This window comes from Paenibacillus sp. J31R122, assembly GCF_056269185.1.
The window spans coordinates 52,608-76,514 of record NZ_JBWDNM010000002.1 but is presented as its reverse complement, the minus strand read 5'-3'; the positions used below and the strand labels follow the sequence as shown (position 1 = coordinate 76,514).

The window sequence follows — 23,907 nt, the reverse complement described above, 5'->3', positions numbered from 1 at the left end:
TTAGCTCATAGCTTTATATCGACGGAATGTCCTTTGAATGGATGTGTCGGCGGCGTTACGTGATCTTGTTCAGCCACCTCATCCAACTTCCGTTTTCCATTAGCATTAGGGTGAGCATGCCCTTGCTGCTCACCCTGATCACTGCGTACATGAAGTCCAGCAGTATGCTCAATCCCTGTATTTTTTCTGCGAAGCTCTTCTGTATTTTTTGCCGCCTGGTTGGCGAGCGTATTTTGATCAGCTACTGATTTATGCGTAATCTGGCTCTGCTTACCGCTAAATTCCTGCGTACGTGGAACAGACATCTGCAAATCAATTGATTTGAAGGTCATATCGATCCTCTCCCTTCACGCTATGAAATGTAACTGCTTACGTAACATAAGGGATAAGCGCGATATCCCCCTCCATGCAGCGGAAAGTAACTCGTTGCGAAGCATCCTTAATAAATTTAGTGGATCTTCCAATAACTATTTTTGTACCTCCAAAAATGGTATTGGATACATCTATTCTCGAACGATCTGTATCATCAAGTGTCTTTTCTAGTTCAAGAATTCGCAATTTATACTCAGCATTCTCCGATAGGGATTGTCGCTTAGTCGAATTCAGCTTTACACGAAGCGCTAGCTTTTCAGGTGTTAAACGTCCTGCTGCCGCTAATTGATCCAATATGACAAGTGCTTTATCGGTTTTATCTAAGCTTTCCAAAGCAAGTTTAAGCCTCGCGCGCAACTCAAGCAACTCTGTGCGATATTGTGGATTAACTCCCACTTCGATAGATGTTGCCGTTGACATTGCATTTCCAATATTACGCGCTCTAACAAGCTCTCCTGCTTGGATTTGTCCACCTACAATCAAACCCTTCGCCCCCGAACAGATGACGCTCTTGCCAGCTTTTACATTGGAATGCATTATGCTTTGTGATACTAGCACATCCTCGCCTGCAATAACAATTCCATCTTGTATAAAAGAACTGCGTATGTTGCGAGCTGCTTTCACAAACCCTTTATTACCAGCCAAAATACCGCCGGTAATATCAATTGAACCTTCTGATTCAACCTCTGCGCCCTCAACACCGCCAATGATGCGAATATCTCCTGACGCCTTAATTCGAAAGCCGCTTAGTACATTGCCGCGAATGACAACCGTCCCTACAAAATCAATATTTCCGACGCTGTAATCCACATCGCCATTCACTTCATATACAGGAAATACATTAATCTTCTCTTTGTCAGTCATCGTAATAAGACCATCAATTGCTGCATACATCGCAGTTTGATCACCATTCACAACAACATTTTTACCTATCTTAAACCGAGCCTGCTTACCAAGTTTAGCCGGAATTTCCTCACCGGTGACAGTCTTGCCTCTTGGGCCTGCTTGCGCCTCAAAACGTTCGGCAATCAGCTGTCCTCGCTTCACATTTTTCAGCTTCACAACCTCTTTGAAGTCAACCTTCCCATCCTCAAGCTCAGTTGGCTGTTGATTATTAGTCTCCATATCGTATGCAAGTTTGAGGTAGCCGTCTTTTCCTGGAACTGGTGCTTGTCCAATGGCGATTAGCGTTTGCTCCTTGCAATAAGCAAGAGAATTAGTAGCGATTTGATCCAGCACATCAGATTGGAGTCCATGGACAATACCCTTGCTTCGGACAAAACGCTCGAGTTCCTCGCCGTTGCAATTAAATTCTTCCGTTATTCGGTTAAATGTTAAATAAGCAGATAGCTTATCGACTGATGTCTGAATTTTCAAGAATGAATCTAATTGTTGATTATCCATTTTACCTCCCCTTCTTTACTGCTGCATGAGTTGATCTTTATGCTTAGCCAATGCTCCCCGAAGTCTTAAAATAGCTTTCGAATGAAGCTGGGAAATTCTCGAAGGTGATAATGACATGACTTCAGCGATTTCACTTAGTGATAATTCTTCATAATAAAAGAGAGAGACAACTGTGCGTTCTTTCTCCGTTAATCGTTCAATACCTTTTATTAAAGATTCCTTCAAATAAAACTCATGAACCTTGTGCTCCGGGTTTTTTGCTTTGTCATCAACTAGCAGGGACATTCTGGTTTCGGATTCCTCTTCACGTATCGGATCTTCCAACGAACATACCGTCGTCACAGCAATGTCTTGAAGCATATTAATAAAATCCTTCTCTGTAACTTGCAAATAACTGCTTATTTCACTATCGGTTACCGATCGTAAATATTGCTGCTCCAGATGCTGATAAGCTTCTTCAACTCTCTTAGCCTTCTCACGAACAGAACGCGGGACCCAATCTCCTTGCCTTAATCCATCAATAATCGAACCTCGAATTCGCCATGAAGCGTAGGTTTCAAACTGCAAGCCACGCATATAGTCAAACTTCTCAATGGCATCTATTAAACCCATAACCCCATTACTAGCCAAATCGTCTTTTATTACATTTTTGGGAAGTCCGATTGCCATACGATTTGTTACGTAATCTACAAGCGGCAAATACTGTTCGATAAGCTTCTTCTTAGCATCCAGATCGCCTTGTTCTCTCCAAGCTTGCCACATCTGGATGTTTGTCAAATGAGCAGTCTTCAACTCAGCCATTGACTCACTCTCCTGTCATATGACGAATTGCTTGAACCAATTCCTCAGGTTGTTTTTTTTGGGTAGAAACTAATTGAGGCGGACTTAGTGGCTTAAATGTGTTAGCCTCACTACTATGTACTTGAGCTGATGAAGTTGAAGCAGCAGATGCCCCATCCTGCAGCTGAGACTTTAATAGTTCATTTAAATCTTTTGTTTCATCCGGTGTTTGTACATCAAACTGCAAACCTATACCTTCATCCTGCTCCGTCTGTTCGCCTACTAGAGTTGGAGGCTGAAGGATGTATGCTAATACCGCACGTACTACAAAAGCAAGAACAAAAAAAGCGATGAAAGCATACATACTTCTAAGCAGCATCACAGAAATCGGGTTATTTCCGATTGAAAAAGTTACCGTAAGCACGGTTCCTACAATCCCGAGTCCGACATTCCATCGCCATGTTCCTAGCATATCAAATCTCCCTTATTCCGTGCTGTACACTTCTAATTGATAACATGCCGCTATTACTGTCAAATTCAATAGTTCGTCCGAAATTGCCTCCAGTATCATGGGACAAAATAGGGATGTTAAGTTTTTTCAACAATTCTGTGCATGACTCTACATTCCGAGGCCCAATACGCAATGAATCCGATTGACTTGTCATGGCAAACATTTGCGCGCCACCAGCCATTTTTGCTTTCAAGCGTTGAATCGAAGCCCCTGCCTCAAGCATTCTTCTGATGAGCTCAGGTATGGCAGTGTCAGCATATTTAGCTATATTAATGTTAGTATCGCGAGCAATTTCTGAGGAAGGAAGCATCACATGTGCCATTCCTGCTACTTTGCACATAGGATCAAACAAAGTTAGACCTACACATGATCCTAAACCAGTCGTTTTTAGAATGACACCCTCTGTCGCGATATTTAAATCTGCCATGCCGACCTTAACCACATTTTGTTGTATCATTCGCTGACGACTCCCAAAGCCCTGAAAATTTTCTCGAACGATTCTGGATCAGGTATAAGGAAGAAATGTCCCTCTAGTGATTGATGATCCTCTAAGAAGGTCGTTTCGATCAATAAGGCAGAATCGCCCATCTCGCCATATTGCATCAGACCGTAGCTCAGAATAGCACCCGCCATATCAACCGCAATTGATGGTACGGACGGTGCCATAGATAATTGCGTGAAATCAGCTAATGATGATAAATAGGAACCAGCTAAAATGTTTCCGATCTCGCATAAAGTAGAAAGATCCATCTCAGAATAGCCTTCCTGCTCATCCTGATTTCCCGGCAGCAGCTGCTGCAAAATACGCTTTGCAGCAGGCTCCTCCATTATAAAAAACATGTTGCCAGGAGCTTCTCCTTCAACCCGGAGAAATACGGCAATGACAACTTGCTCTGAACCGCCAACAATTTCAGCTACTTCTTCAAAAGGGAGCAAACTGACTTTAGGTACAGCCATATCAACAGGTCTGTCCAGCAATTGCGATAACGCGGTTGCCGCATGACCTGCTCCAATATTACCGACTTCTTTCAATACATCCCATTCCATTGCTTCAAAACGTCCGAAAATACTCACGTGTTATACCTCTAGCTGCTCTAATTGAATGATTTCATTCTTATTCAAAACCTCGGTTAGATTAAGCATGATTAGTAGTCGGCCTTCACCAAGCTTAGCAATTCCACGTAAATATTTCGCTTTAATTCCGCCAACGATTTCAGGCGGTAATTCAATTTCATCAGTATCGATATCGATTACATCATTCGCGGAATCAACGATAAAGCCTACCTCAATATCAGCAACAGCCACAACGATGATCCGTGAATTTTCAGTTGGAGTTGTTTCCGATAAACTAAATCGGCCGCGCAAGTCGATTACTGGGACCACGACACCGCGTAGATTAATAACCCCTTTAATAAATGTCGCCGTTTTGGGAACGCGTGTAATTGGAGACAATCTTTCAATCGTGCGGACCTTATCCACTTCAATCCCATACTCTTCGTTGCCTAACGCGAACACGATAACCTTTAATTCTTCTCCCATCGTAAAAACCTCCCTATTTGATTAGTGCATTCGGATCAATGATCAAAGCGACATATCCATCACCGAGTATGGTTGCACCCGAGATAGCATCGATGTTCGTCAAATATTTGCCTAATGATTTGAGCACAATCTCGCTTTGGCCAATAAACTCATCGACCATAACTGCAGCCCATTTCTCACCCTTACGAACAACAACAATTTCTGTCTCTTGCTCGTCGTTTTCATCAAAATCAGGAGAATCAAGCACACTGCTTAGAGAAACTAGCGGAATAATGGCATTTCGGAACTCTATCATCTTATTGCCATGAACATTTAATATTTGTTCCTTGCGGATAATTCCAGTTTCTACAATAGATGATAATGGAATCGCATAATTCTCAGATCCTAGCTTGATAAGCATAGCTGAAATAATGGATAGCGTAAGCGGCAGTTGTACCGAAAATTTAGTTCCTCTTCCATAAACCGAATCTATCGTTACATTACCGCCCAGTGATGTGATCTTGGTTCTTACCACATCAAGACCAACTCCGCGCCCCGAGATGTCTGAAATTTTATCAGCAGTACTGAATCCCGCTGCGAAGATCAGCATGTTAATTTCATCCGGTGAAAGCTGCTTGGCTTCCTCCGCCGTGACTACACCATTCTTTATGGCTGTCTTAATTACTTTCTCATGATGAATACCGCGTCCATCTTCCTCTACTTCAATGAAAACATGATTTCCGCTATGATAGGCTCTTAAATTAATGACGCCTGTTTCAGGCTTTCCAGCCGCTATGCGCTCCTCAACCGTTTCGATACCATGATCGACCGAATTACGAAGCAAATGCACAAGCGGGTCGCCTATCTCATCAATAACAGTACGGTCAAGCTCTGTGTCAGCACCTGTGATAACTAGATCAATTTTTTTGTCCAATGATTTCGCTAAATCTCTAATCATCCGCGGGAATCTATTGAACACAGAATCTACTGGAACCATCCGCAGCTTCAAAACAATGCTTTGTAGGTCTGAGCTCACACGCGTCATATGCTCAACCGTCTCTGTCAAATCTGTACGCTTTATCTCACTTGAAAGCTGCTCAAGCCTTACGCGGTCGATTAGCAGCTCACTGAACAAATTCATTAAAGCATCTAATCTCTCAATGTCGACACGAATAGTTCGTGAAGCGGCAGCTGGCGCGGACGCTACGGCCGCTTGTTCTTTGCCGGAATTCACTTCACGAGCTGCAACTTCCTTAATAACAGACGCCGTCTCTTCTTTCGGACTCTGAGACGATGAAGCTTGTGTACTTCCCAGCACTGACAGCGACTCTGCATCTAGTAAAGTAACCGCGACAGATTCTATTTCTGAAATATTGGAAATCTGTTGATTTAGCTCTTGCTCTGTCAAGCTTGAAATTGTAAATACAGAAAAAGTAAAACCAAATTTATCTTGCTCGATATCCTGGACAGAAGGATCAGATTTTATAACTTCCCCGTTACGCTCTAGAAGATCAAAAACCATATATGCACGAACTGCCTTGAGCAAACAGTTGTCTCGAATAACAACCTGTATATGATATACGCTATGTCCTGACTCGATGGATTGCAGTAAAATCGAAGCTTGATACTCGTCAAGCAGCATCATTGCTGAACCAGTTTTTGGCGTTCCGGCTATTTTAATGTCATTGCCTTCAGCCTGTGTGCTGCTACTCGAGCTATAATCGCTCTTTAAAATGACCTTCAGTGATTCAACGATTGACGTTACATCAGCCTTCCCTGTACCGCCATTCACTATATCCTGAACCATTGCTTCAAGAGCATCCAAACCTTTGAACAAAGTGTCAAAAATAAAGCTGTCCATTTTCAGCTTGCTATTGCGGACTAGATCGAGTACATTTTCCATCTCATGAGTTAGAGAAGCCAAATCTTCATAACCCATCGTAGCAGACATCCCTTTCAGCGTGTGAGCTGAACGAAAAATGGTTTGAACGATACTAAGCTCCTCAGGTTCGCTTTCGAGTCGCAGCAGGTTTTCGTTCAATGATTGCAGATGATCATTTGATTCGTCGATAAACATTGATAAATAGGCATTCATATCCATTTCCTAGCACCCCCTGTTAGTACTTATGAGTGAATCAAACCTATTATTTTAACACTGCGTGCACTAGATGCGGTGCAATGTGTTGCAACGGTAAAATAGTTTGAACCAATCCCGCTTCAATTGCAGAACGTGGCATACCATAAACGACGCATGTTTCTTCAGCTTCTGCAACGGTAGACTCCACACCGTTTTCCAATAGAAGCTTCATCCCTTTTGCGCCATCACTGCCCATTCCCGTCATAATTACCGCATGCCGCTTAAGCTCTCGATACGTTGTCAGCGATGCAAATAGTACGTCCACAGCTGGACGATGACCATTCTGCGGCGGTTGATCTGTGAGCAAAATTTTGTAACCCACGGCATCCTTTGCCAGCTCCATGTGAAACCCGCCTGGTGCGATATATACGACCCCTGCCGATACTCTTTCACCTTGCTCAGCTTCAACTACTTGAAGCTCACTAAAAGTGTCCAATCGTTGTGCCAACGATTTCGTAAATTTGGGAGGCATATGCTGCACGATAAGCACCGGTGCCGGAAAATCGGCCGGCAATGAACAAATTACCTCATGTAGTGCTCTCGGTCCACCAGTAGAGGTTCCAATCGCAACAATATGCTGGAATGAAGCATGTCCATTTTTCTTCTGTGATGTGACAGAAGTCGGCTTTATCTGCGTGTGAGCTTGTACCGCTGGCAATTCCGGTAAAATGGGTTTACGTGGCGCCACAGTTGGTTTTTTCTTACTTTCAGATAATGTTTCTTGATTAATTCCTTTAAGCTTTGTATGTAAAGGGGATGCCAGCTGCTGCTTCGGTTGTTTACCCTCAGCAGAGGGAAGGATCGGCTTCTTACGATCCTTCAGATGTACCGGTAAAGGTACACTTGGCTTTACCTCATGTTTTAGCTGCTCATTATTTAAACTTGGTTTTCTCAGCTCTACATCTGAGGTATATCCTGCTAAAGATTCTTTTATCGAAATGACGGGCTGCTGACGTTTCGTTAGAACAGCAATTCGAAGTTTTTCTAATAAAAGCTCTCCAACCTGACGAATATCATTGGAAAACGCGCTTGATGGCTTTCGTATAAAATCAAATGCTCCATACTGCAACGCCTTAATCGTTTCTCTCGTATTATCCTCGCTAATTCCCGACAGCATTATAATTGGGATCGGGCTACTCTTCATAATGAGCTTAAGCGCTTCTAATCCGTTCATCACTGGCATTTCCAGATCGATTGTAACGACGTCTGGCTTCCATACTGTGACGGCCTCAATCGCTTCTTGACCATTGCTGGCCGTTGCCGCGATAGTGAATTGTGGATCTTGCATAATGAGATCACTTATAATTTTTCGCATAAATGCAGAATCATCAACAACAAGCACGCGATAAGGAGCCATTTTTTTCCCTCCTTAATTCCAAAGGATTATCTTGAAAGTCTGAACATTTTGTGTAAAAACCCTTTGACACCAGTGTTAACCGCATCATTATGAGGTATCTCCAGAAAATGCTTAGCAATTCGTTCGATAGCCGAACTAGCTTCGCTCCCGGGATAGGCTAATGTAAAAGGAACTTGTCGCTTAACTGCTTTCGGAACATTGGGATCATCTGGCACAATACCAAGTGATAGCAGTTCAAAATGTAAAAACTGTTTGGCGACTAAAGCAATCTTATCTGCCGTTTGCTTCCCTTCCTTCATATCAGATGCACGGTTAACGATTAATTTGAATTGGATATCGACATCCATTCCTTTGACCATCTTAATTAAAGCGTAAGCATCCGTTATGGACGTAGGCTCGGGTGTAGTTACGACAATCGTTTCCTGGGCCGCTGTAATAAATTTTACCGTTTCTTTAGATAATCCAGCTCCCGTATCAAACAATATGATGTCGTATACGCCATGAAGCTTTTGAATTTCTTCTGCGAATCGATTTAGTTGCTCAGAGGTCAATTCCATCAAATCTCTAAAGCCTGAACCCCCAGCAATAAAATGTATCCCCTCAGGCCCTTCCTGTACAATTTCCCAAATAGTCTTTTCTTGCTTCAGTAAATGGTACAAATTATAAGTCGACGATATCCCCATCAGTACGTCTATATTAGCCATACCAATATCTGCATCGAATATGAGTACCTTTTTACCTAAGCGACTAAGTGATAATGCAAAGTTTAAACTGAAATTGGATTTTCCAACACCGCCTTTGCCACTGGTTACTGTGACAACACGTGTCGTTCGACCTTCTTCCTGAAGCTCCTGTTGTTTAACCAAGTTGCGTAATGCTTCAGCTTGATCAATCATAGGTGATATCTCCTAACAGTTTCTTAATGTAGGAGTGTGATTGGAATCTTTCAATATCATCAGGTACCGTCTGACCACTCGCCATATACGTCGGATACAACTCATAGGTCATTATAAGATTGAAAATCGCACCGTATACTGATGTTTCATCCAGCTTTGTAAACAACACTTTGCGAACGCCATACTTGCTAAATTGTTCCGCCACAGCAGACATATCTTTGGTCTTCCCTGTCAAGCTAAGCACGAGGATCGTCTCGTTAGGCTCATTTGATTGCAGCAGACTGTTTACCTCAGATACATGCAGCTCACTGCGGAAGTTCCGGCCTGCGGTATCCATATAAATTAACTCACGACTTTCAAGCTGCTTATAAGCCTTCGGCAAATCCATCGGTGAGAACACGACCTCAATCGGCACATTCAATATGTTCGCATAGGTTCTAAGCTGATCGACAGCAGCTATTCGGTACGTATCAGAAGTAATAAAACCAACCGCACGCCCCTGCTTGATTGTCTGCTCTGCCGCAAGCTTTGCAATCGTTGTCGTCTTCCCCACACCTGTAGGTCCAACAAAATGAACAACTCGTGCTAAACTGCTTATTCCCGTCTTACTGTAAGGCTTGATCCATTCTTCAAGCTGTTCCTCTGCGAGCTCCCATACTTGCTCCTTGCTAAATTCGACTGCCGCCTCATCTTGCTTAGCAGTTATTGCCTCAATTAATCGCTCAATCCATACTGCATCCATTTCTTGCTCTATTAATCGCTGCTGGAGCTCATACAAAAACTCAGGTAAAACTTTACGATCATTTTGTTGCTTAGACAGCTTGACCATGTACTGCCTCAGATCCCGGATCTCGTCTATTATGAATTGTTCCTTATCCACTTTGATATTCGCCTTCTCCGCAGCTGCTGGTGGTTCCAGCACTGCGGTCGAAGACGAATTTCGCTGAACATTTTGCAAAATTTGTTCTACGGCGGCACTTAATTGAGGAGAATCTTTACGCTTTGGCTGCTCCGGAGCGTTTGATGGATTGGATTCAATGGCCGCAATGACCTCCATCTTCTTCTTGCGAAACATGCCCATGAATCCGCCAACCTTTATTTCTTTCGTGTTCAAAATAACAGCGTCTTTCCCTAGTTCGCTTCTGATCATGGAAACAGCTTCAGGCAATTCGTTAACAACGTAACGCTTTACTCTCATAAGTTCACCACCCCAACACTTTGAACCTCAATGTTCGGCTCGAGCTCACTATAAGATAGCACGGGAACATCCTGCATTGTTCTCTCAACAATTTGTCGCAAATACATTCGAATCGTCGGTGAAGCAAGAACAATTGGCTGTTGCCCGGATTGAATTTGACGATTTACATGCTCATTCAACTTTTGATAGATTTGCTGAGTAGAAACCGGATCTAATGCGATATAGCTTCCTTGATCGGATTGCTGTACCGACTCCGCGATTTTTTTCTCAAGCTGAGGACCTACCGTAATAACACGTAGCGTATCACCTGACGGCGAAAATTGCTGCGTAATTTGTCTGGATAACGCTTGACGAACATACTCGGTTAAAACGTCAGGGTCTTTCGTATAATTCCCGTGATCAGCCAGTGATTCGAATATCGTAACAAGATCACGTATGGACACCTTTTCACGCAGAAGCTTTGCCAGCACCTTTTGCACATCACCTACTGTAAGGATCGAAGGAATTAGCTCGTCAATAAGTGCAGGATACGAATCTTTGACATTTTCCACGAGCATTTTCGCTTCTTGACGGCCAATAAGCTCATGAGCGTGACGTTTAATAATTTCAGTCAAATGAGTAGCTACAACGGATGGGGGATCAACTACGGTGTACCCTGAGAGCTCCGCGCGTTCCTTCATCTGCTCATCAATCCAAATTGCCGGAAGTCCAAAAGCTGGCTCAGTCGTCTCAATCCCAATGACTGAATCGTCTTCAAAGCCTGGGCTCATTGCTAAATAATGATTGAGTAACAAGTCACCTCGAGCAACCATATTTCCTTTAATTTTGATCACATATTCATTCGGTTTCAATTGTATATTGTCTCTTATCCGAATAACGGGAACGACAAGACCTAGCTCAAGTGCGCATTGTCGGCGAATCATAATGATTCTATCGAGCAAATCACCGCCTTGCTGCGTATCCGCTAATGGAATAAGCCCATAACCAAACTCGAATTCAATTGGATCAATTTGCAATAGACTGATCACGCTCTCTGGACTGCGTACTTCTTCAATCTGCTGCTCCTCAACAAGCATTTCCTCTTGCTCCTGCTGCTTCGTAAGTGATTTTTGCATTTTCCAGCCCCCAAATGCTAGTAATAAACCAAATGGGAGAGTTCGTAGAAAACCGATCGGCGTGAAGCCCAACAGTGTAATAGTAGCCGCTGCTACATACAACAGCTTAGGATATTTGAATAGCTGAGCTGTAACATCCTCTGCAAGACTTCCGTCAGAAGCCGCTCTTGTTACAATTAAGCCTGCTGCTGTAGAAATAAGCAATGCAGGAATTTGACTAACGAGTCCGTCACCGATAGTCAGAATGGAATATGTTTCAAGAGCTTCACCGAAACTGAATTTATGTATTGCCATACCAATAATAAAGCCGCCAACTAAGTTAATTAATAAAATGATAATCGACGCGATTGCATCGCCCTTTACAAATTTACTCGCACCATCCATTGAACCGTAAAAATCAGCTTCACGTTCAATTTTGGAACGACGCTCTCGAGCTTGCACCTCATTTATGAGACCAGCATTCAAATCAGCATCTATACTCATCTGCTTACCTGGCATCGCATCGAGTGTGAACCTAGCGGCAACCTCTGCTACCCGTTCAGAACCTTTTGTTATAACGATAAACTGTACAACAACAAGAATTAGGAATACGACAAACCCAATCGCAATTTGCCCACCGCCTACCCAACTGCCAAACGTAGCCACTACTTCTCCAGCTTCAGCGTGCTGCAGTATGTTACGTGTTGTAGACACGTTCAGTGCTAGACGGAATAATGTCGTTATCAATAGAATAGCTGGGAAGATTGAGAAATCTAAAGCTTCCTTCGTATTCATAGCAATAAGTAAAATCATTAGCGCCACTGAAATATTTAGTATAAGCAGTACATCTAGTAGTAACACTGGGATCGGGATAATCATCATAAGTACAATGCCGATCATTCCGAACAATATGACAATATCCTTCAACTTCATGACGCTGCCTCCTCCCAATGAATTATAATGATTTCACTCGGCCCTTCATTTTATATACATATGCCAACACTTCCGCCACCGCTTGGAACAAGTCTGCTGGAATAACGTCTCCGATTTCGGCTCGTTCGTAAAGCGCTCTAGCTAGCGGCTTATTTTCCATCATTACAACACCATTTTCTTTCGCTATTTCCCTAATACGCAGTGCCACATGATCCATCCCTTTAGCAATAATCGTCGGGGCTTCCATTTTGGTAGCATCATATTTTAGAGCAATTGCAAAGTGAGTTGGATTTGTAATAATGACGTCAGCATTTGGAATTTCTTGCATCATGCGCTGCATCGCCATTCTGCGCTGACGCTCACGAATGCGTCCTTTTATTATTGGGTCCCCTTCCGATTTTTTATATTCATCCTTGATATCCTGCTTTGACATTTTTAAGCTTTTATTGTGCTCGTAGCGTTGATAGAAATAGTCGGCAAATGCCAAAACAATAAGGACAGCACCGATTTTAACTCCTAAATTAAGAGTAAGTCCTGCTGCAAAGCTGAAAATTTGTTGAATCGGCAAGCTTGACAGCAGCAAAATACGCTCCCATTGTCCCCAAATGGTTGTAAATACAAATATACCGATAATTAGAATCTTCAATATACTCTTCAAAAACTCCACAATACTTTTCATGGAGAAAATTTGTTTAAATCCGTTAATAGGGTTTAATTTGCTTAGCTTCATTTTTAATGGCTCGCCTGTTAATAAAAAACCAAACTGCACGATATTACCGAGTATCGCAGTCATAATAACGATCACAAAAATGGGAGCTAAGATGAGAAGCAGCTCTTTAGCTACATCATTAAAAAGTGACATCACGTTACCAGGCGTTATTTCAAGTACCAGCCAATTTTCAAAGAGACTACCAAACAGATTCATAATATGCTGTTTGTAATACGAGCCTAGCATCATGAAGCTAAGGAAAGTGAACAATAATATTAAGGATCCTGGCAGATCCGGAGATTTGGCAATTTGCCCTTTCTTCCTAGATTCACTTTTCTTTTTTGGCGTAGCTTCTTCAGTCTTCTCACCACTGAACAATTGCAAATTAAGCTTAAGACGGTAAGTCCGCACGTTGAGGCCTCCTATTGCCTGTCAGGCGGCCCTTGCACGATGCCGAAAAACTGTTCCAACGATTGAAACATGATGGAAAATAGTCGTTCGAATATTGCTGCAAGACCAGGCATTAACAAGATAAGCAAGAACAGCCCAATAATAAGCTTCAAAGGGAGACCTATTACAAAGACGTTAAATTGAGGCGCCGTCTTAGCCAGGAAACCAAGACCAACATCTGTTAAAAACATTGCAACTACCAAAGGTGCTGCTATTTGAATGGCCAGAAGAAAAGTAGTGCCCACCAATCGGCTCAAGTAATCTGTTATGCTCCCGCTCATAAGTCTACTAAACATCTCATTGGACAACGGCATCCATTGGTAGCTGTCCATTAACCCAGTAAGTAAATAGTGGTGACCGTTCATCATAAGAAAAATGACCATCATCAGCATATATTTAAAATTACCTAACAGAGGTGCAGATGTTCCAGTATGTGGATCTATGACATTGGCCATTGCAAATCCGATCTGTAAGTCCATGAACGCACCTGCGGTTTGTACTACCGAGAAAAACAAATAGACGATGAATCCCAACATTAAACCTATTAATATTTCTCGTATAACAATAAGCAAATATTGAGCGTCCGGTACAATCGACTGTTTCATTCCATAAGTTAGAAACACAATAAATGAAATGAAAAAGCCTAGACCGATTTTGAATGTATTCGGTACACCACGTGACGAAAAAACAGGAGCAACGACGAAAAACGCAGTTATTCGACAAAAAATAAGCAAAAAAATAGGAAAACCTTGGATAACCGCACTCATTCACACACAACCTATCCGATGTATTTATGAAGATTATTCAGCAGATTGTAAGTGAAGTCGACGATCGTATTAAGAATCCATGGACCAAACACGATTATCGACAAAAAAACGGCTACTATTTTGGGGACGAAAGCCAATGTCTGCTCCTGAATCTGAGTTGTAGCTTGAAATATACTAACCATTAAGCCAACTACCAGAGCAAGAACGAGCATCGGCGCACTGGCTTTCAAAACCACAAAGACGGCTTCGCCAGCCAATCCGATAATGAAATCAGTACTCATTAAATGTTCCTCCTTGCTTTTGTCACGTGCTGAAACTGAGCAATAATGATTTGACAATTAAGTACCAGCCATCGACTAGTACAAAAAGCAATAATTTGAAAGGCAATGAAATCATTATTGGGGGCAACATCATCATCCCCATTGCCATCAGAGTACTTGCTACGATCATATCGATTACTAAAAACGGGATAAAAATCATAAAACCCATTTGAAAGGCTGTTTTTAATTCACTGATTGCATAAGCTGGAATCAACACCGTAATCGGAATATCTTCAAATGTCTTAGGCTTTTCTGTTTTCGTATAGTTCATGAATAGCATTAAGTCTTTTTCTCTCGTGTGTGAGAACATGAACTTCTTCATCGGTACAGCAGCTTTCTCGAAAGCCGCTGTTTGTGTTATCTCACCTTTCAAATATGGCTGCAACGCCACATCATTCACTTGTGAGAAGGTTGGAGCCATAATAAAGAAGGTTAAAAACATCGCCAGACCGATCAGTACTTGGTTAGGCGGCATTTGCTGCGTTCCAAGTGATGTCCTAACAAACCCCAAAACGATTACAATGCGTGTAAAACTTGTCATCAATACCATTATGGCAGGAGCAACACTTAGTACTGTTATTAATAGCAAAATGGATAAGGCACTCGTATCAGGCTTTTCAGAGCTCCCGTTACCAATATTGATGGAAATGTCGGGTAGAGGCTCCGCATAGACTTGATTATTAGAAAGAAAAGCGAGCAGCTGTACGGCAACGATTGCGATCCACCACTTATTTTTCATCATCCATCAACCGTTCATTTGATTTAGGGTCATGAAGCAACGCTTCCATCTGCTGCTTCCGGTCAGCTTGTTGTGAGAGCTTGCTTTGCAGCATATTCGCAAAGGATGAAGACGAATTCCATTGCTCGTTCGACGGCTCTGCTACAGCCTGCTTATCACGGTTGCGTACTTTGTCCAGCAACTGTGATAGTGCGTTCTGAGACCAAGCGTTATTCGGTTTGCGTTCAAGTGCATCCAACACGGAACGTACCTGCTCAGGATCATCAAACTTGTCAAGTAACGTAATGTTCTCGCCTACTCCTACGATATAAATGCGCCCAGCAATTTCGACCACTTGAAGTGAATTGTTTTGACCAAGAGCAAGCCCGCCGAGGGAACGAAGCGAACGATTCGCTCCCCACGATTGGTTTCGCTGGGCCAACCACTTTATTACTAAAATTATTAAGACAATTACAATGGCAAGTGCAATAATGACCCATACTAAGCTGCTTGCAAGATTATCCGTTCCGGAGAAGACCATTTGCTCCTCCGTATTTGCGTTGCTTTCATTCGCAGCAGCGATTGCAAATCCAGGCCAAAGCATTACCCCAAAAGCTGATACGATTGAAATGCGAGATTGTAAGTTAAACATAATATATTACCTTATCCGAGTGTTTTCTTGATCGCTTCAATTACACGGTCAGCTTGAAAAGGCTTGACAATAAAGTCTTTCGCACCTGCTTGTATCGCATCAATTACCATTGCTTGTTGACCCATCGCAGAGCACATGATTACTTTCGCATTACCATCGAGCTTCTTAATTTCTTTTAAAGCGGAGATGCCATCCATTTCAGGCATCGTAATATCCATAGTGGTGAGATCAGGTCTTAGTTCCTTATATTTTTCGACCGCTTGTGCGCCATCCTGCGCTTCACCTACAACTTCGTAGCCGTTCTTGGATAAAATGTCTCTAATCATCATGCGCATGAATGCTGCGTCGTCTACAATAAGAATGCGGTTTGCCATCTTTTTTTGTTCCTCCCAGGAAGTTATTGTAATTTTTGAATGCGGTCCCATTGGCTTACAATATCGGTTACACGAACACCAAAGTTTTCATCGATGACAACAACTTCACCTTTTGCAATTAACTTATTGTTCACCAAAATATCTACAGGTTCACCAGCAAGCTTGTCCAGCTCAATAATGGAACCTTGTGATAATTCTAAAATATCCTTTATTTGCTTTTGGGTCCTTCCTAATTCTACTGTGACCTTAAGCGGAATGTCGAGCAGTAAATTAAGATTCGTTTCATCTTGTTGAACGAATGGCGCAGCATTAAAATTTGCAAACTGAACAGGTTGAACATTAACATTACGATTTGCTGCTTGACCATATGTATGCGGACCAGGCGGCTGCATCGGAATATCAAATCCAGCCGCAGGTGATGGATATGGATTAGGAGACGCTTGCTGCACTGGAGCAGCATACATCTGACTCGCTGCAGCAGTTTGCTGCATAGCCGATTCTACTTGAGCCACTGGTTGTTGATTTGCCGGTTGAACAGGTGGAGCAACTTCCTCCTCCACATTACCCATTAATATATCAACCATTTGTTTTGCAAAATCTATCGGGAGCAATTGCATAATAGTAGAATCGATAAGATCACCAATCGTTAAGCGGAAGGAAATCTTAATAAATATATCTACAGGTGGCAGATGTCCCATTCCATCGCCGTTGTTAACGTCAAGAATGTCAATTCCTGGCGGTGAAATATTAACAAATCGATTAAAAATCGTAGACATCGATGTCGCAGACGAACCCATCATTTGGTTCATCGCTTCCTGTACAGCACTAATATGAATCTCATTTAATTCTTCTACTACAACATCGCCTTCTCCACCAAGCATCAGATCTGCAATGACTTGAGCATCCTTCGTCTTAATGACAAGAGAATTTATGCCTTGAAAGCCATCTACATATTGCACACTTACTGCAACATGAGGCTTAGGAAAAATATCTCCAAGCTCATCCTTACGTACTAGAGTTACCTGTGGAGTTGTAATATCTACCTTTTTACCTAGCAATGTAGAAAGCGCAGTTGCCGCACTTCCAAACGTAATATTCCCAATCTCACCCAATGCCGATTCTTCCATGTCGGATAAGACGTCTGATAGCTGCATTACGGTATCAGACGATTGCTCCGCGTCCGAGTCATTGGAGGATTGACGAAGCAATGCATCAATTTCCTCTTGTGACAAATAGTCTTTACTCGTCATAGTCTTCTTCCGCTCCTTCGCTAACAATTTCATCCACCTGTATTGCGATTCGATCTTTAACCGAACCAGGACTGCCTATGAATTTAAGCTTTTCTCCAACTTTAATTTTTAACCCATCATTCACTGATTTGTTTAGTGAAATGACATCGCCCACATTTAAACCAAGAAACTCCTTAATCGTCAGAGACGACTCGCCAAGCTCCGCAACAATTGGAAGTTTTGCTTTATTTACCCGTTGTTCTAATATTTCCACCTCTTCAGGCGCACGGGCTTTCTTCTGAGAAACAAACCAGTGATGTACAGACAATTTTGGCATTAATGGCTCAATGACAACATGCGGTATACATAAATTAATCATACCGGTTGTTTCTCCGATTTTAGTGCTAAAAGAAATAAGAGCAATCGTCTCGTTCGGTGATACAATCTGCATAAACTGCGGATTCGTTTCGAGCGCTTCAAGTCTTGGTGAAATATCGATTACGCTTTTCCACGCTTCCTGCAGACTTTCGAACGTCCGGCTGAAAATCTTTTCCATAATAATTGTTTCAATTTCAGTCAAATTGTTTATTTTCGAAGGAGCAGTTCCTTGACCGCCCAGCAGTCTATCCAGCATGGCATACGCCACATTGGGATGAACCTCCAGCACCATCCGACCTTCCAATGGCTCAGCTTCGAAAATATTCAAAATAGTCATCTTCGGAATTGATCGAATAAATTCGTCGTACGGTAATTGCTCTACCTGCACAACATTAATCTGAACAAATGTGCGAAGTTGCGCTGAGAAATAAGTTGTTAAATATCGCGCGAAGTTTTCATGAATTCGAGTCAAGCTCCGAATATGGTCCTTCGAAAAACGAACGGCGCGTTTGAAATCATAAACACTTACTTTACGGATCATTTCTTCCTTCTTTAGATCATCTGCATTCATTTCTCCTGAATCTAACGCAGCTAGTATTGCATCAATTTCGTTTTGCGATAAAACATCAACCAATTATCTCACCTCCTTCGAGGAATGTTGGCATTCAAAGTTATAGTTCAGTAATAATAATATCGGTAATTTCAACTTTAACTAACTTTCCTTTTGGCATGATCGGGTTAATCAAGTTCAATAGCTTAGATTCAAGTGCATCTTCGCCTTGGGATCCATGAAGCTCCTCTGCAGACATATCAGCAAGTGTGCGATTAATAATCGGCTTCACTTCGATATCAATCAGCTTGTCAAATTCTTCTTTTGTTTTCTTGTTGTCTAATTGGAACGCGAAGCTTAGTACGACGAGAAATTCAGTGTCCTTCAAGTTTCGTTTGAATTCCTTCAGCTCAGAAGTTACTTTCAAACGATCATCTGCTGAGAGCACTTTTACTGCAACTGGCTTGTTTTCCGCTGTTTGGTTGCCTGTTTCTTCATTAAAGATTGATTTGAATAAAATAATAGAAACAATCGCGATTAAGGTTATGGCTAACAAAATAGTTATTAACCAAGGCATCATTCTTTTCATCTCGATGGACCCTCCGTTTGTTCATTCATCTGGGCCGCCGCAATAAGGCCAATCGTACGAAGAAACTGCTCGTTAAGCAACAACAGTTCAGCTGTCTTTTCTTTAACAACCAGCTTCTTTCCTGTCGTAAGCGTTATAACCGTATCTGCTGCTTCCTCTACCATTTCAATCAAAAGGGCATTAATTGTTACTTTTGTTCCGTTTAAACGCGTTACCGTTATCATCAGTTACCCCCTCACACCTTGGGGAGGCTAGCAAGCCTCCCATTGGTTAAGACTTATCTATCGTTTTAAGTTAACAACCTCTTGTAAAATTTCATCTGATGTCGTAATGATACGAGAATTCGCTTGAAATCCACGTTGTGCTACGATCATTTCTGTGAATTCTGCTGTCAGATCAACGTTCGACATTTCAAGCTGACCAGATATGATTGCACCAGTACCAAGTTCAGGATCACCAGCGAAAGTCATAAAGTCTTCAATTAATGCATCAGGATTTGCATTCGCTGTAACGCGGTACATATTGCCTCCGAGCTTCTCCAATCCGCTAGGATTAACAACTTTAACAATACCTAATTGCGCGATTGCTTCCGTTCCATCAGCTGTTACACCCATAATGGTACCGTCTTGGCCTATGGAGAATGCAGTCACTGCTTCATCTAGGACGATTGGTTCGCCATCTACAGATAGAACAAAATAACCATCACCAGTTACTAGCTGTCTATTGGCATCCAATGTAAAATTACCAGCGCGAGTAATTAGAATTTCAGCCTCTTCATTGGCTCTTACTGCGAAAAAACCATCGCCATCGATACGTAAATCTGTCGGTTGGTTGGTTGTCATCGCGCTGCCTGCCGTATGAACTGTATCTATGGAACCAATCGATACACCCAATCCGATTTGCTTCGCGTTAACGCCCCCACGTTCACCTTCTGCAGGAGCTGTCACACCGGCAACCGTCTGACTAAGAATATCTTTGAACATAACGCGGCCTGCTTTAAAGCCTACTGTATTTACGTTTGCGATGTTGTTACCAATTACATCAAGCTTTGTCTGAAAACCACGCATACCTGAAACGCCCGAATACATCGATCTTAGCATTGATCTTGTTCCTCCTTAAAAGTTTTGTGTAGCAAAACTTACTTCGAAAGCAAAACTTACTTCGTAAGCTTCGCAACCTAGATGTTAGCTGCTTCAGTCGGTCGGCAGCCTAAGGCCTCCAATTAGGTCCAGCCTTACGATAAAATGATTGCACTGTCGATTTGAGTAAATAGATTGCTTTGCATTTGTCCGCCATCCATAGCCGTCACAACCGTACGGCTTGGCACGTTGACAATCATCGCAATATCTCGAAATACAATTAACGAGTCCTGTGCTCCCTTAGATGCCGCCTTCTCGACTGCGTCCATTATTTTCGTCAACGATTCAGGCTGGAGCTTAATTCCGCGTTGCTGCATCCGTAATTCAGCATGATGACTGAACTTAAGCACTTTAGCGTCCAGCATATCTCGGAATTCATTCGATTGAGGCACGCGGCCTGCAGTTGATTTTGCTGCTTGAAGCGGTGTAGACTTTACCGGAAATAAATGACCAATCTTCACTCTGTCACTCACGGTGTCTCAGCCCCTTCCTCAGAATCGTTTGAATTTGAGGAATCCGTATCGGTTTCACTATCATTTCCATCTGACGATGATCCGTCACCTTCACCAGACCCCGCCTTCGTTTCCGATATAGAGGTCACATAATCAAGCGCTATTTCTTCCGCTCCTACTGAAGCATATAATACGCCTTCTTTTGAAAGGATCGAATCAACTACCCCTGTTGCTTTAACAATTTCTCCAGCTTCATTATACTCATTCCACTCAATCGTTTTACCGATCAAGCTTGAAGCTGAACCTATATTTTGACGCATTAATTGAAGCTCAGTCGACATATTCATAAGTTGCTCTACGGATGTAAATTGAGCCATTTGGGCAATGAATTCTTTGTCCTGTAGCGGTTGCATAGGATCCTGATTACGCAGCTGTGTTACAAGGATGCTAAGAAACTGATCTTTCCCTAGCGTATCTGTCTTCTTAGCAGCTGCGGCTTGAACATTGGATACATTATAGTTTGGCCATACTACGCTTGCCATTTCTGTTCACCTCCATTCTTACGAATAAAATGGATGATCGATTAAGCCTTCACATTTATAGCTCTACCATATCCAAGGCCCTGTACTGCAGCTTGCTCAACCAACTCCGTTTCAAATACGGTTTCATTTGATCTTTCAGTACCTGTAGACGATTGCTGGTTAGTAAATTTCTGCTGACCGTTGCCTTGACCTGGGTGCTGTTGTGAAAGACCTGTTGCTAGTTGTCCTTGTGACACTTCAAGCTTATCAACCATTAAGCCTTGTGCTTGCAAAGCAGCTCTCAGCTGAGACATCTGGTTATCCAGCATGTCTTTTGCCATCGCTGTATCCGTTTGGAAAATAGCTGTTAATAATCCATTTTGCATCGTAATACGTACGTCAACCTGGCCTAAATGCTCAGGGAACAGCATAATCTTCGCCTCAGAGACTCCGTTTAATGTAGTCAAATCAAACTTCTGAACAATCATCCCCGTCATCGAGTTAGCAAACTCATCCGCAAAAACATAGGAGGTTGCTGTCTTAGATACTAAAGGAGCAAGTCCACGTGTAGTATCAGATGTATTTGCTGTCAAGTGTGCTAAAGCTAGATCATCAGGAAGCATTGGCTGTGAATCTGCCTCTGCAGTTAACTCACCGCTAGCGGCTGTAGCAGATATGTATGCTGGGTGAATGACTTGCTGTGATAGTCTCTGTAGCATTGAGCTAACCTCTGCTTGCGGTACAGATTGTGCAACAAACATTTGTTGCGCGATCGGCGCAGACTTCACTTCAGATTTCAGAGCGACGGCTGAATCACCTTCCAAAAGAGCTGCTAAAGCTTGCAGCTGTTGCCCAATAAGTGCCATGGGCTCCTTTTGCTGAACATGCTTCACAGTTCCTTGCTGAAGCAATGCTTGAAGATGTAGCAGCGTATCTTGCAAGCTGCTCTTCACGCTGGTTGCCGAAACATCCGTTTCCACAGCGAAGCTGCCATCTTCGCTAACTGCAACCTTAGTAGGTTGTTGAATAGCTGCAACTGGAACACCCATTAGAGAAAGTAAAGCTAACATTTGATCGAGAGCTGCTTCAAGCTCAACAATATTCTGTTCATCAGCTGCTTGCAGCTTCTCTTCTTCTATTGCCGGAGTTTCTAATTGCTCTATTAAACCGTCAATGATAGACATTAATTCAGATAAAGTTGGCGCAACGATTGTTCCTTCGACTGCACTCAAAATTGGCTGAGCGACATTCATCACCAATGAAGCTGATTGAGCTGACTCTGTCGTTACGGAAGTCTCATTGTTTATTTGTTGCACAAGAGCTTTTTGAAAAACAACACCGTCAGCACTTTTGCTTTGTTGGCTGCTGCTAGCTGACTGCGCTTGGCCAGACACGGCTTGCGGAATCATCATTTCCATTTTTTCACCTCCTTTCAAATCTAAGATTCAGAAGGATTCTTTAAAAAAACTAGTTGCCAGGCATCAGCTTAGTTACAAGCTGTGCTGTTGTTGTTTCATTAAGTGCAGCCATTTCAGCAATAATCGTTGAACGAGTATTGTTGTCTACTCCGTTTAAAATTCGAAGCACCTTGCTTGGACTGACATCCACCATTTTGATTAACAGCTCAGCTGCGCTTTTGGGATCCATTGCTGTAAATGTTGCACTTAATTGCTCCTGATCTAGTTGTGAAGATGCCGCTTTAGTATCTTTTGGTTTTTGACTGTCCAATCTAGCTTGCAAAGCTGAAATCTGCAAATCCTTGGCTGTCACATTATCCTTGAGCATCATTGCCGCGTCAGCTGCCGTTTGTGGATTCATCTTTTCCATAATTCGAACCCTGTCATCTGCGCGCATCGAGGAGAATACAAGAACCATTTCCTCAAGCGTCATACTCTGTAAGATAGGCGCTGCCTTACTTGGCGTTATTTTAGAGAACATACTTGCCAATTCTTGAATTTTCGCTTGATATTGCTCATCCTCAAGCAACTGCTCATCATTGACTCTCTTTAACTGAGCATTATCGCTCTCCAAATCCTTATACGCTTGCTCTAATGATGCCTTTGTTTGTGTTGCCTGAGCCAGTTCATTCTCGACAGCTGTTAATTTCGTTTGCAGATCCGCTATCTTTGCTGACATGTTTTCGGCTTTCAGCTTTTCATCGCTATTCAAAGTTGTTGCAACCTTTGGCTCGGGAAGTACGTCTCTTAGAAAAGGGACAGAATTTCCAACTTCAAACAATTTGTTACGAAAGTCCATATTAAACAATGTAAACAGTACACCCAGCAACACGATCGTAAACAAAATAGGTGTCATCAAAAACATAATTCTTTCCAACATGCTGTAGCTTTGCTTTTCCATTTCAGGACCCGCCAATTTCATTCACTCCCTCTAGCCGGCGTCACACATCACTTTATGGGGTTGGTATCATGAAACGGACGGTAGCCAACTCATCTAGATCATTTTGCTCTTTGATTTGTAACGCGTACCGGAACCGTTCGAGTGCATGGTCCTTTGTTTTAAGCCATACCTTCTCGTCTTTCATCTTGTCAGAAAGCTTTAATCTGCTTTGCTCAACCGCCTTTTGTGCATGCTTCACATCAGTCAATTTGTTTGTAATACATGCTAATAAGTAATCCAAGTATTGTTGGATGACCTGAAGCTCGGACAGCGATACAGCAGATTGAGAGGCTTCAAGCAGCTTTTGCTCCCAATCTTGACGTGTTGCTTCTAATTGCTTTAACGACTGTTCTTCTGCAGAAAGTGTTCCAATAGCTGAGGTAAGAATCCATTCAGCTTGGCTCTTTTCACTTCCTTTTAAATCAACGATCTTTTGAAAGGTATATCGAAATGAATTCACTA

28 protein-coding genes are annotated in these 23,907 nt (G+C 42.4%); all 28 read right to left on the bottom strand.

Features of this window, described 5'->3' with window-relative positions; genetic code table 11:
• Positions 1-5: 5 nt before the first annotated feature.
• Complete coding sequence (locus AC0YN7_RS03450) at positions 6-332, bottom strand: hypothetical protein (protein WP_475808562.1); 327 nt, start codon at positions 330-332, stop codon at positions 6-8.
• Positions 333-369: 37 nt separating this feature from the next.
• Positions 370-1,776, bottom strand: coding sequence for a DUF342 domain-containing protein (locus AC0YN7_RS03445; RefSeq protein ID WP_475808561.1), 1,407 nt, complete (start codon positions 1,774-1,776; stop codon positions 370-372).
• A 15-nt stretch (positions 1,777-1,791) separates the two neighbouring features.
• Positions 1,792-2,577, bottom strand: coding sequence for a FliA/WhiG family RNA polymerase sigma factor (locus tag AC0YN7_RS03440; protein ID WP_475808560.1), 786 nt, complete (start codon positions 2,575-2,577; stop codon positions 1,792-1,794).
• A gap of 4 nt (positions 2,578-2,581) precedes the next feature.
• Positions 2,582-3,028 carry a hypothetical protein gene (locus AC0YN7_RS03435; RefSeq protein WP_475808559.1) on the bottom strand — a complete coding sequence of 149 codons (447 nt, stop codon included), beginning with the start codon at positions 3,026-3,028 and terminating at the stop codon, positions 2,582-2,584.
• Position 3,029: 1 nt separating this feature from the next.
• Positions 3,030-3,524, bottom strand: a complete 495-nt coding sequence (locus AC0YN7_RS03430) for a chemotaxis protein CheD (protein WP_475808558.1) — start codon at positions 3,522-3,524, stop codon at positions 3,030-3,032.
• Positions 3,521-4,114, bottom strand: a complete 594-nt coding sequence (locus tag AC0YN7_RS03425; protein ID WP_475809096.1) for a chemotaxis protein CheC — start codon at positions 4,112-4,114, stop codon at positions 3,521-3,523. The genes AC0YN7_RS03430 and AC0YN7_RS03425 overlap by 4 nt, the downstream gene beginning before the upstream one ends.
• A gap of 30 nt (positions 4,115-4,144) precedes the next feature.
• On the bottom strand, positions 4,145-4,606 hold the full coding sequence (locus AC0YN7_RS03420; protein WP_475808557.1) for a chemotaxis protein CheW: 462 nt from the start codon (positions 4,604-4,606) through the stop codon (positions 4,145-4,147).
• A 13-nt stretch (positions 4,607-4,619) separates the two neighbouring features.
• Positions 4,620-6,686: a chemotaxis protein CheW gene (locus AC0YN7_RS03415; protein WP_475808556.1), complete on the bottom strand. Its 2,067-nt coding sequence runs from the start codon at positions 6,684-6,686 to the stop codon at positions 4,620-4,622.
• Positions 6,687-6,729: 43 nt separating this feature from the next.
• Positions 6,730-8,079: a protein-glutamate methylesterase/protein-glutamine glutaminase gene (locus tag AC0YN7_RS03410; RefSeq protein ID WP_475808555.1), complete on the bottom strand. Its 1,350-nt coding sequence runs from the start codon at positions 8,077-8,079 to the stop codon at positions 6,730-6,732.
• A gap of 26 nt (positions 8,080-8,105) precedes the next feature.
• The gene (locus AC0YN7_RS03405) at positions 8,106-8,975 is read right to left on the bottom strand and encodes a MinD/ParA family protein (RefSeq protein ID WP_475808554.1); all 870 of its coding nucleotides are present in this window, start codon (positions 8,973-8,975) and stop codon (positions 8,106-8,108) included.
• Positions 8,968-10,173 carry a flagellar biosynthesis protein FlhF gene (gene flhF / locus AC0YN7_RS03400; RefSeq protein WP_475808553.1) on the bottom strand — a complete coding sequence of 402 codons (1,206 nt, stop codon included), beginning with the start codon at positions 10,171-10,173 and terminating at the stop codon, positions 8,968-8,970. The genes AC0YN7_RS03405 and flhF overlap by 8 nt, the downstream gene beginning before the upstream one ends.
• The gene (flhA, locus tag AC0YN7_RS03395) at positions 10,170-12,200 is read right to left on the bottom strand and encodes a flagellar biosynthesis protein FlhA (RefSeq protein ID WP_475808552.1); all 2,031 of its coding nucleotides are present in this window, start codon (positions 12,198-12,200) and stop codon (positions 10,170-10,172) included. Before flhA ends, flhF begins: the two co-directional genes overlap by 4 nt.
• 22 nt (positions 12,201-12,222) lie before the next feature.
• Positions 12,223-13,320: a flagellar biosynthesis protein FlhB gene (gene flhB / locus AC0YN7_RS03390; RefSeq protein ID WP_475808551.1), complete on the bottom strand. Its 1,098-nt coding sequence runs from the start codon at positions 13,318-13,320 to the stop codon at positions 12,223-12,225.
• 11 nt (positions 13,321-13,331) lie between these two features.
• Positions 13,332-14,126, bottom strand: coding sequence for a flagellar biosynthetic protein FliR (gene fliR / locus AC0YN7_RS03385; RefSeq protein WP_475808550.1), 795 nt, complete (start codon positions 14,124-14,126; stop codon positions 13,332-13,334).
• Positions 14,127-14,137: 11 nt separating this feature from the next.
• Complete coding sequence (gene fliQ / locus AC0YN7_RS03380) at positions 14,138-14,407, bottom strand: flagellar biosynthesis protein FliQ (protein WP_475808549.1); 270 nt, start codon at positions 14,405-14,407, stop codon at positions 14,138-14,140.
• Positions 14,408-14,429: 22 nt separating this feature from the next.
• The gene (fliP, locus tag AC0YN7_RS03375) at positions 14,430-15,185 is read right to left on the bottom strand and encodes a flagellar type III secretion system pore protein FliP (RefSeq protein WP_475809095.1); all 756 of its coding nucleotides are present in this window, start codon (positions 15,183-15,185) and stop codon (positions 14,430-14,432) included.
• Positions 15,175-15,816, bottom strand: coding sequence for a flagellar biosynthetic protein FliO (locus AC0YN7_RS03370; RefSeq protein WP_475808548.1), 642 nt, complete (start codon positions 15,814-15,816; stop codon positions 15,175-15,177). The genes fliP and AC0YN7_RS03370 overlap by 11 nt, the downstream gene beginning before the upstream one ends.
• 11 nt (positions 15,817-15,827) lie before the next feature.
• Positions 15,828-16,190 (bottom strand): response regulator, encoded by a 363-nt coding sequence (locus tag AC0YN7_RS03365; RefSeq protein ID WP_475808547.1) that lies wholly within the window; start codon positions 16,188-16,190, stop codon positions 15,828-15,830.
• Positions 16,191-16,213: 23 nt separating this feature from the next.
• Positions 16,214-17,440, bottom strand: coding sequence for a flagellar motor switch phosphatase FliY (gene fliY / locus AC0YN7_RS03360; RefSeq protein ID WP_475808546.1), 1,227 nt, complete (start codon positions 17,438-17,440; stop codon positions 16,214-16,216).
• Positions 17,430-18,431, bottom strand: a complete 1,002-nt coding sequence (gene fliM, locus AC0YN7_RS03355; protein WP_475808545.1) for a flagellar motor switch protein FliM — start codon at positions 18,429-18,431, stop codon at positions 17,430-17,432. The genes fliY and fliM overlap by 11 nt, the downstream gene beginning before the upstream one ends.
• Positions 18,432-18,468: 37 nt before the next feature.
• Entirely contained in the window at positions 18,469-18,936 is a 468-nt protein-coding gene (locus tag AC0YN7_RS03350) for a flagellar basal body-associated FliL family protein (RefSeq protein ID WP_475808544.1), read from the bottom strand.
• On the bottom strand, positions 18,933-19,160 hold the full coding sequence (locus AC0YN7_RS03345; RefSeq protein ID WP_475808543.1) for a flagellar FlbD family protein: 228 nt from the start codon (positions 19,158-19,160) through the stop codon (positions 18,933-18,935). Before AC0YN7_RS03345 ends, AC0YN7_RS03350 begins: the two co-directional genes overlap by 4 nt.
• A 57-nt stretch (positions 19,161-19,217) precedes the next feature.
• Positions 19,218-20,036, bottom strand: coding sequence for a flagellar basal body rod protein FlgG (gene flgG, locus AC0YN7_RS03340; protein WP_475808542.1), 819 nt, complete (start codon positions 20,034-20,036; stop codon positions 19,218-19,220).
• 134 nt (positions 20,037-20,170) lie between these two features.
• The gene (locus tag AC0YN7_RS03335; RefSeq protein ID WP_475808541.1) at positions 20,171-20,548 is read right to left on the bottom strand and encodes a TIGR02530 family flagellar biosynthesis protein; all 378 of its coding nucleotides are present in this window, start codon (positions 20,546-20,548) and stop codon (positions 20,171-20,173) included.
• Positions 20,545-21,069 (bottom strand): flagellar hook capping FlgD N-terminal domain-containing protein, encoded by a 525-nt coding sequence (locus tag AC0YN7_RS03330; RefSeq protein WP_475808540.1) that lies wholly within the window; start codon positions 21,067-21,069, stop codon positions 20,545-20,547. Before AC0YN7_RS03330 ends, AC0YN7_RS03335 begins: the two co-directional genes overlap by 4 nt.
• 41 nt (positions 21,070-21,110) lie before the next feature.
• Positions 21,111-22,466: a flagellar hook-length control protein FliK gene (locus AC0YN7_RS03325; RefSeq protein ID WP_475808539.1), complete on the bottom strand. Its 1,356-nt coding sequence runs from the start codon at positions 22,464-22,466 to the stop codon at positions 21,111-21,113.
• A gap of 49 nt (positions 22,467-22,515) precedes the next feature.
• Positions 22,516-23,427, bottom strand: a complete 912-nt coding sequence (locus tag AC0YN7_RS03320; protein ID WP_475808538.1) for a MotE family protein — start codon at positions 23,425-23,427, stop codon at positions 22,516-22,518.
• A 31-nt stretch (positions 23,428-23,458) separates the two neighbouring features.
• On the bottom strand, positions 23,459-23,905 hold the full coding sequence (fliJ, locus tag AC0YN7_RS03315; RefSeq protein WP_475808537.1) for a flagellar export protein FliJ: 447 nt from the start codon (positions 23,903-23,905) through the stop codon (positions 23,459-23,461).
• Positions 23,906-23,907: the final 2 nt, after the last annotated feature.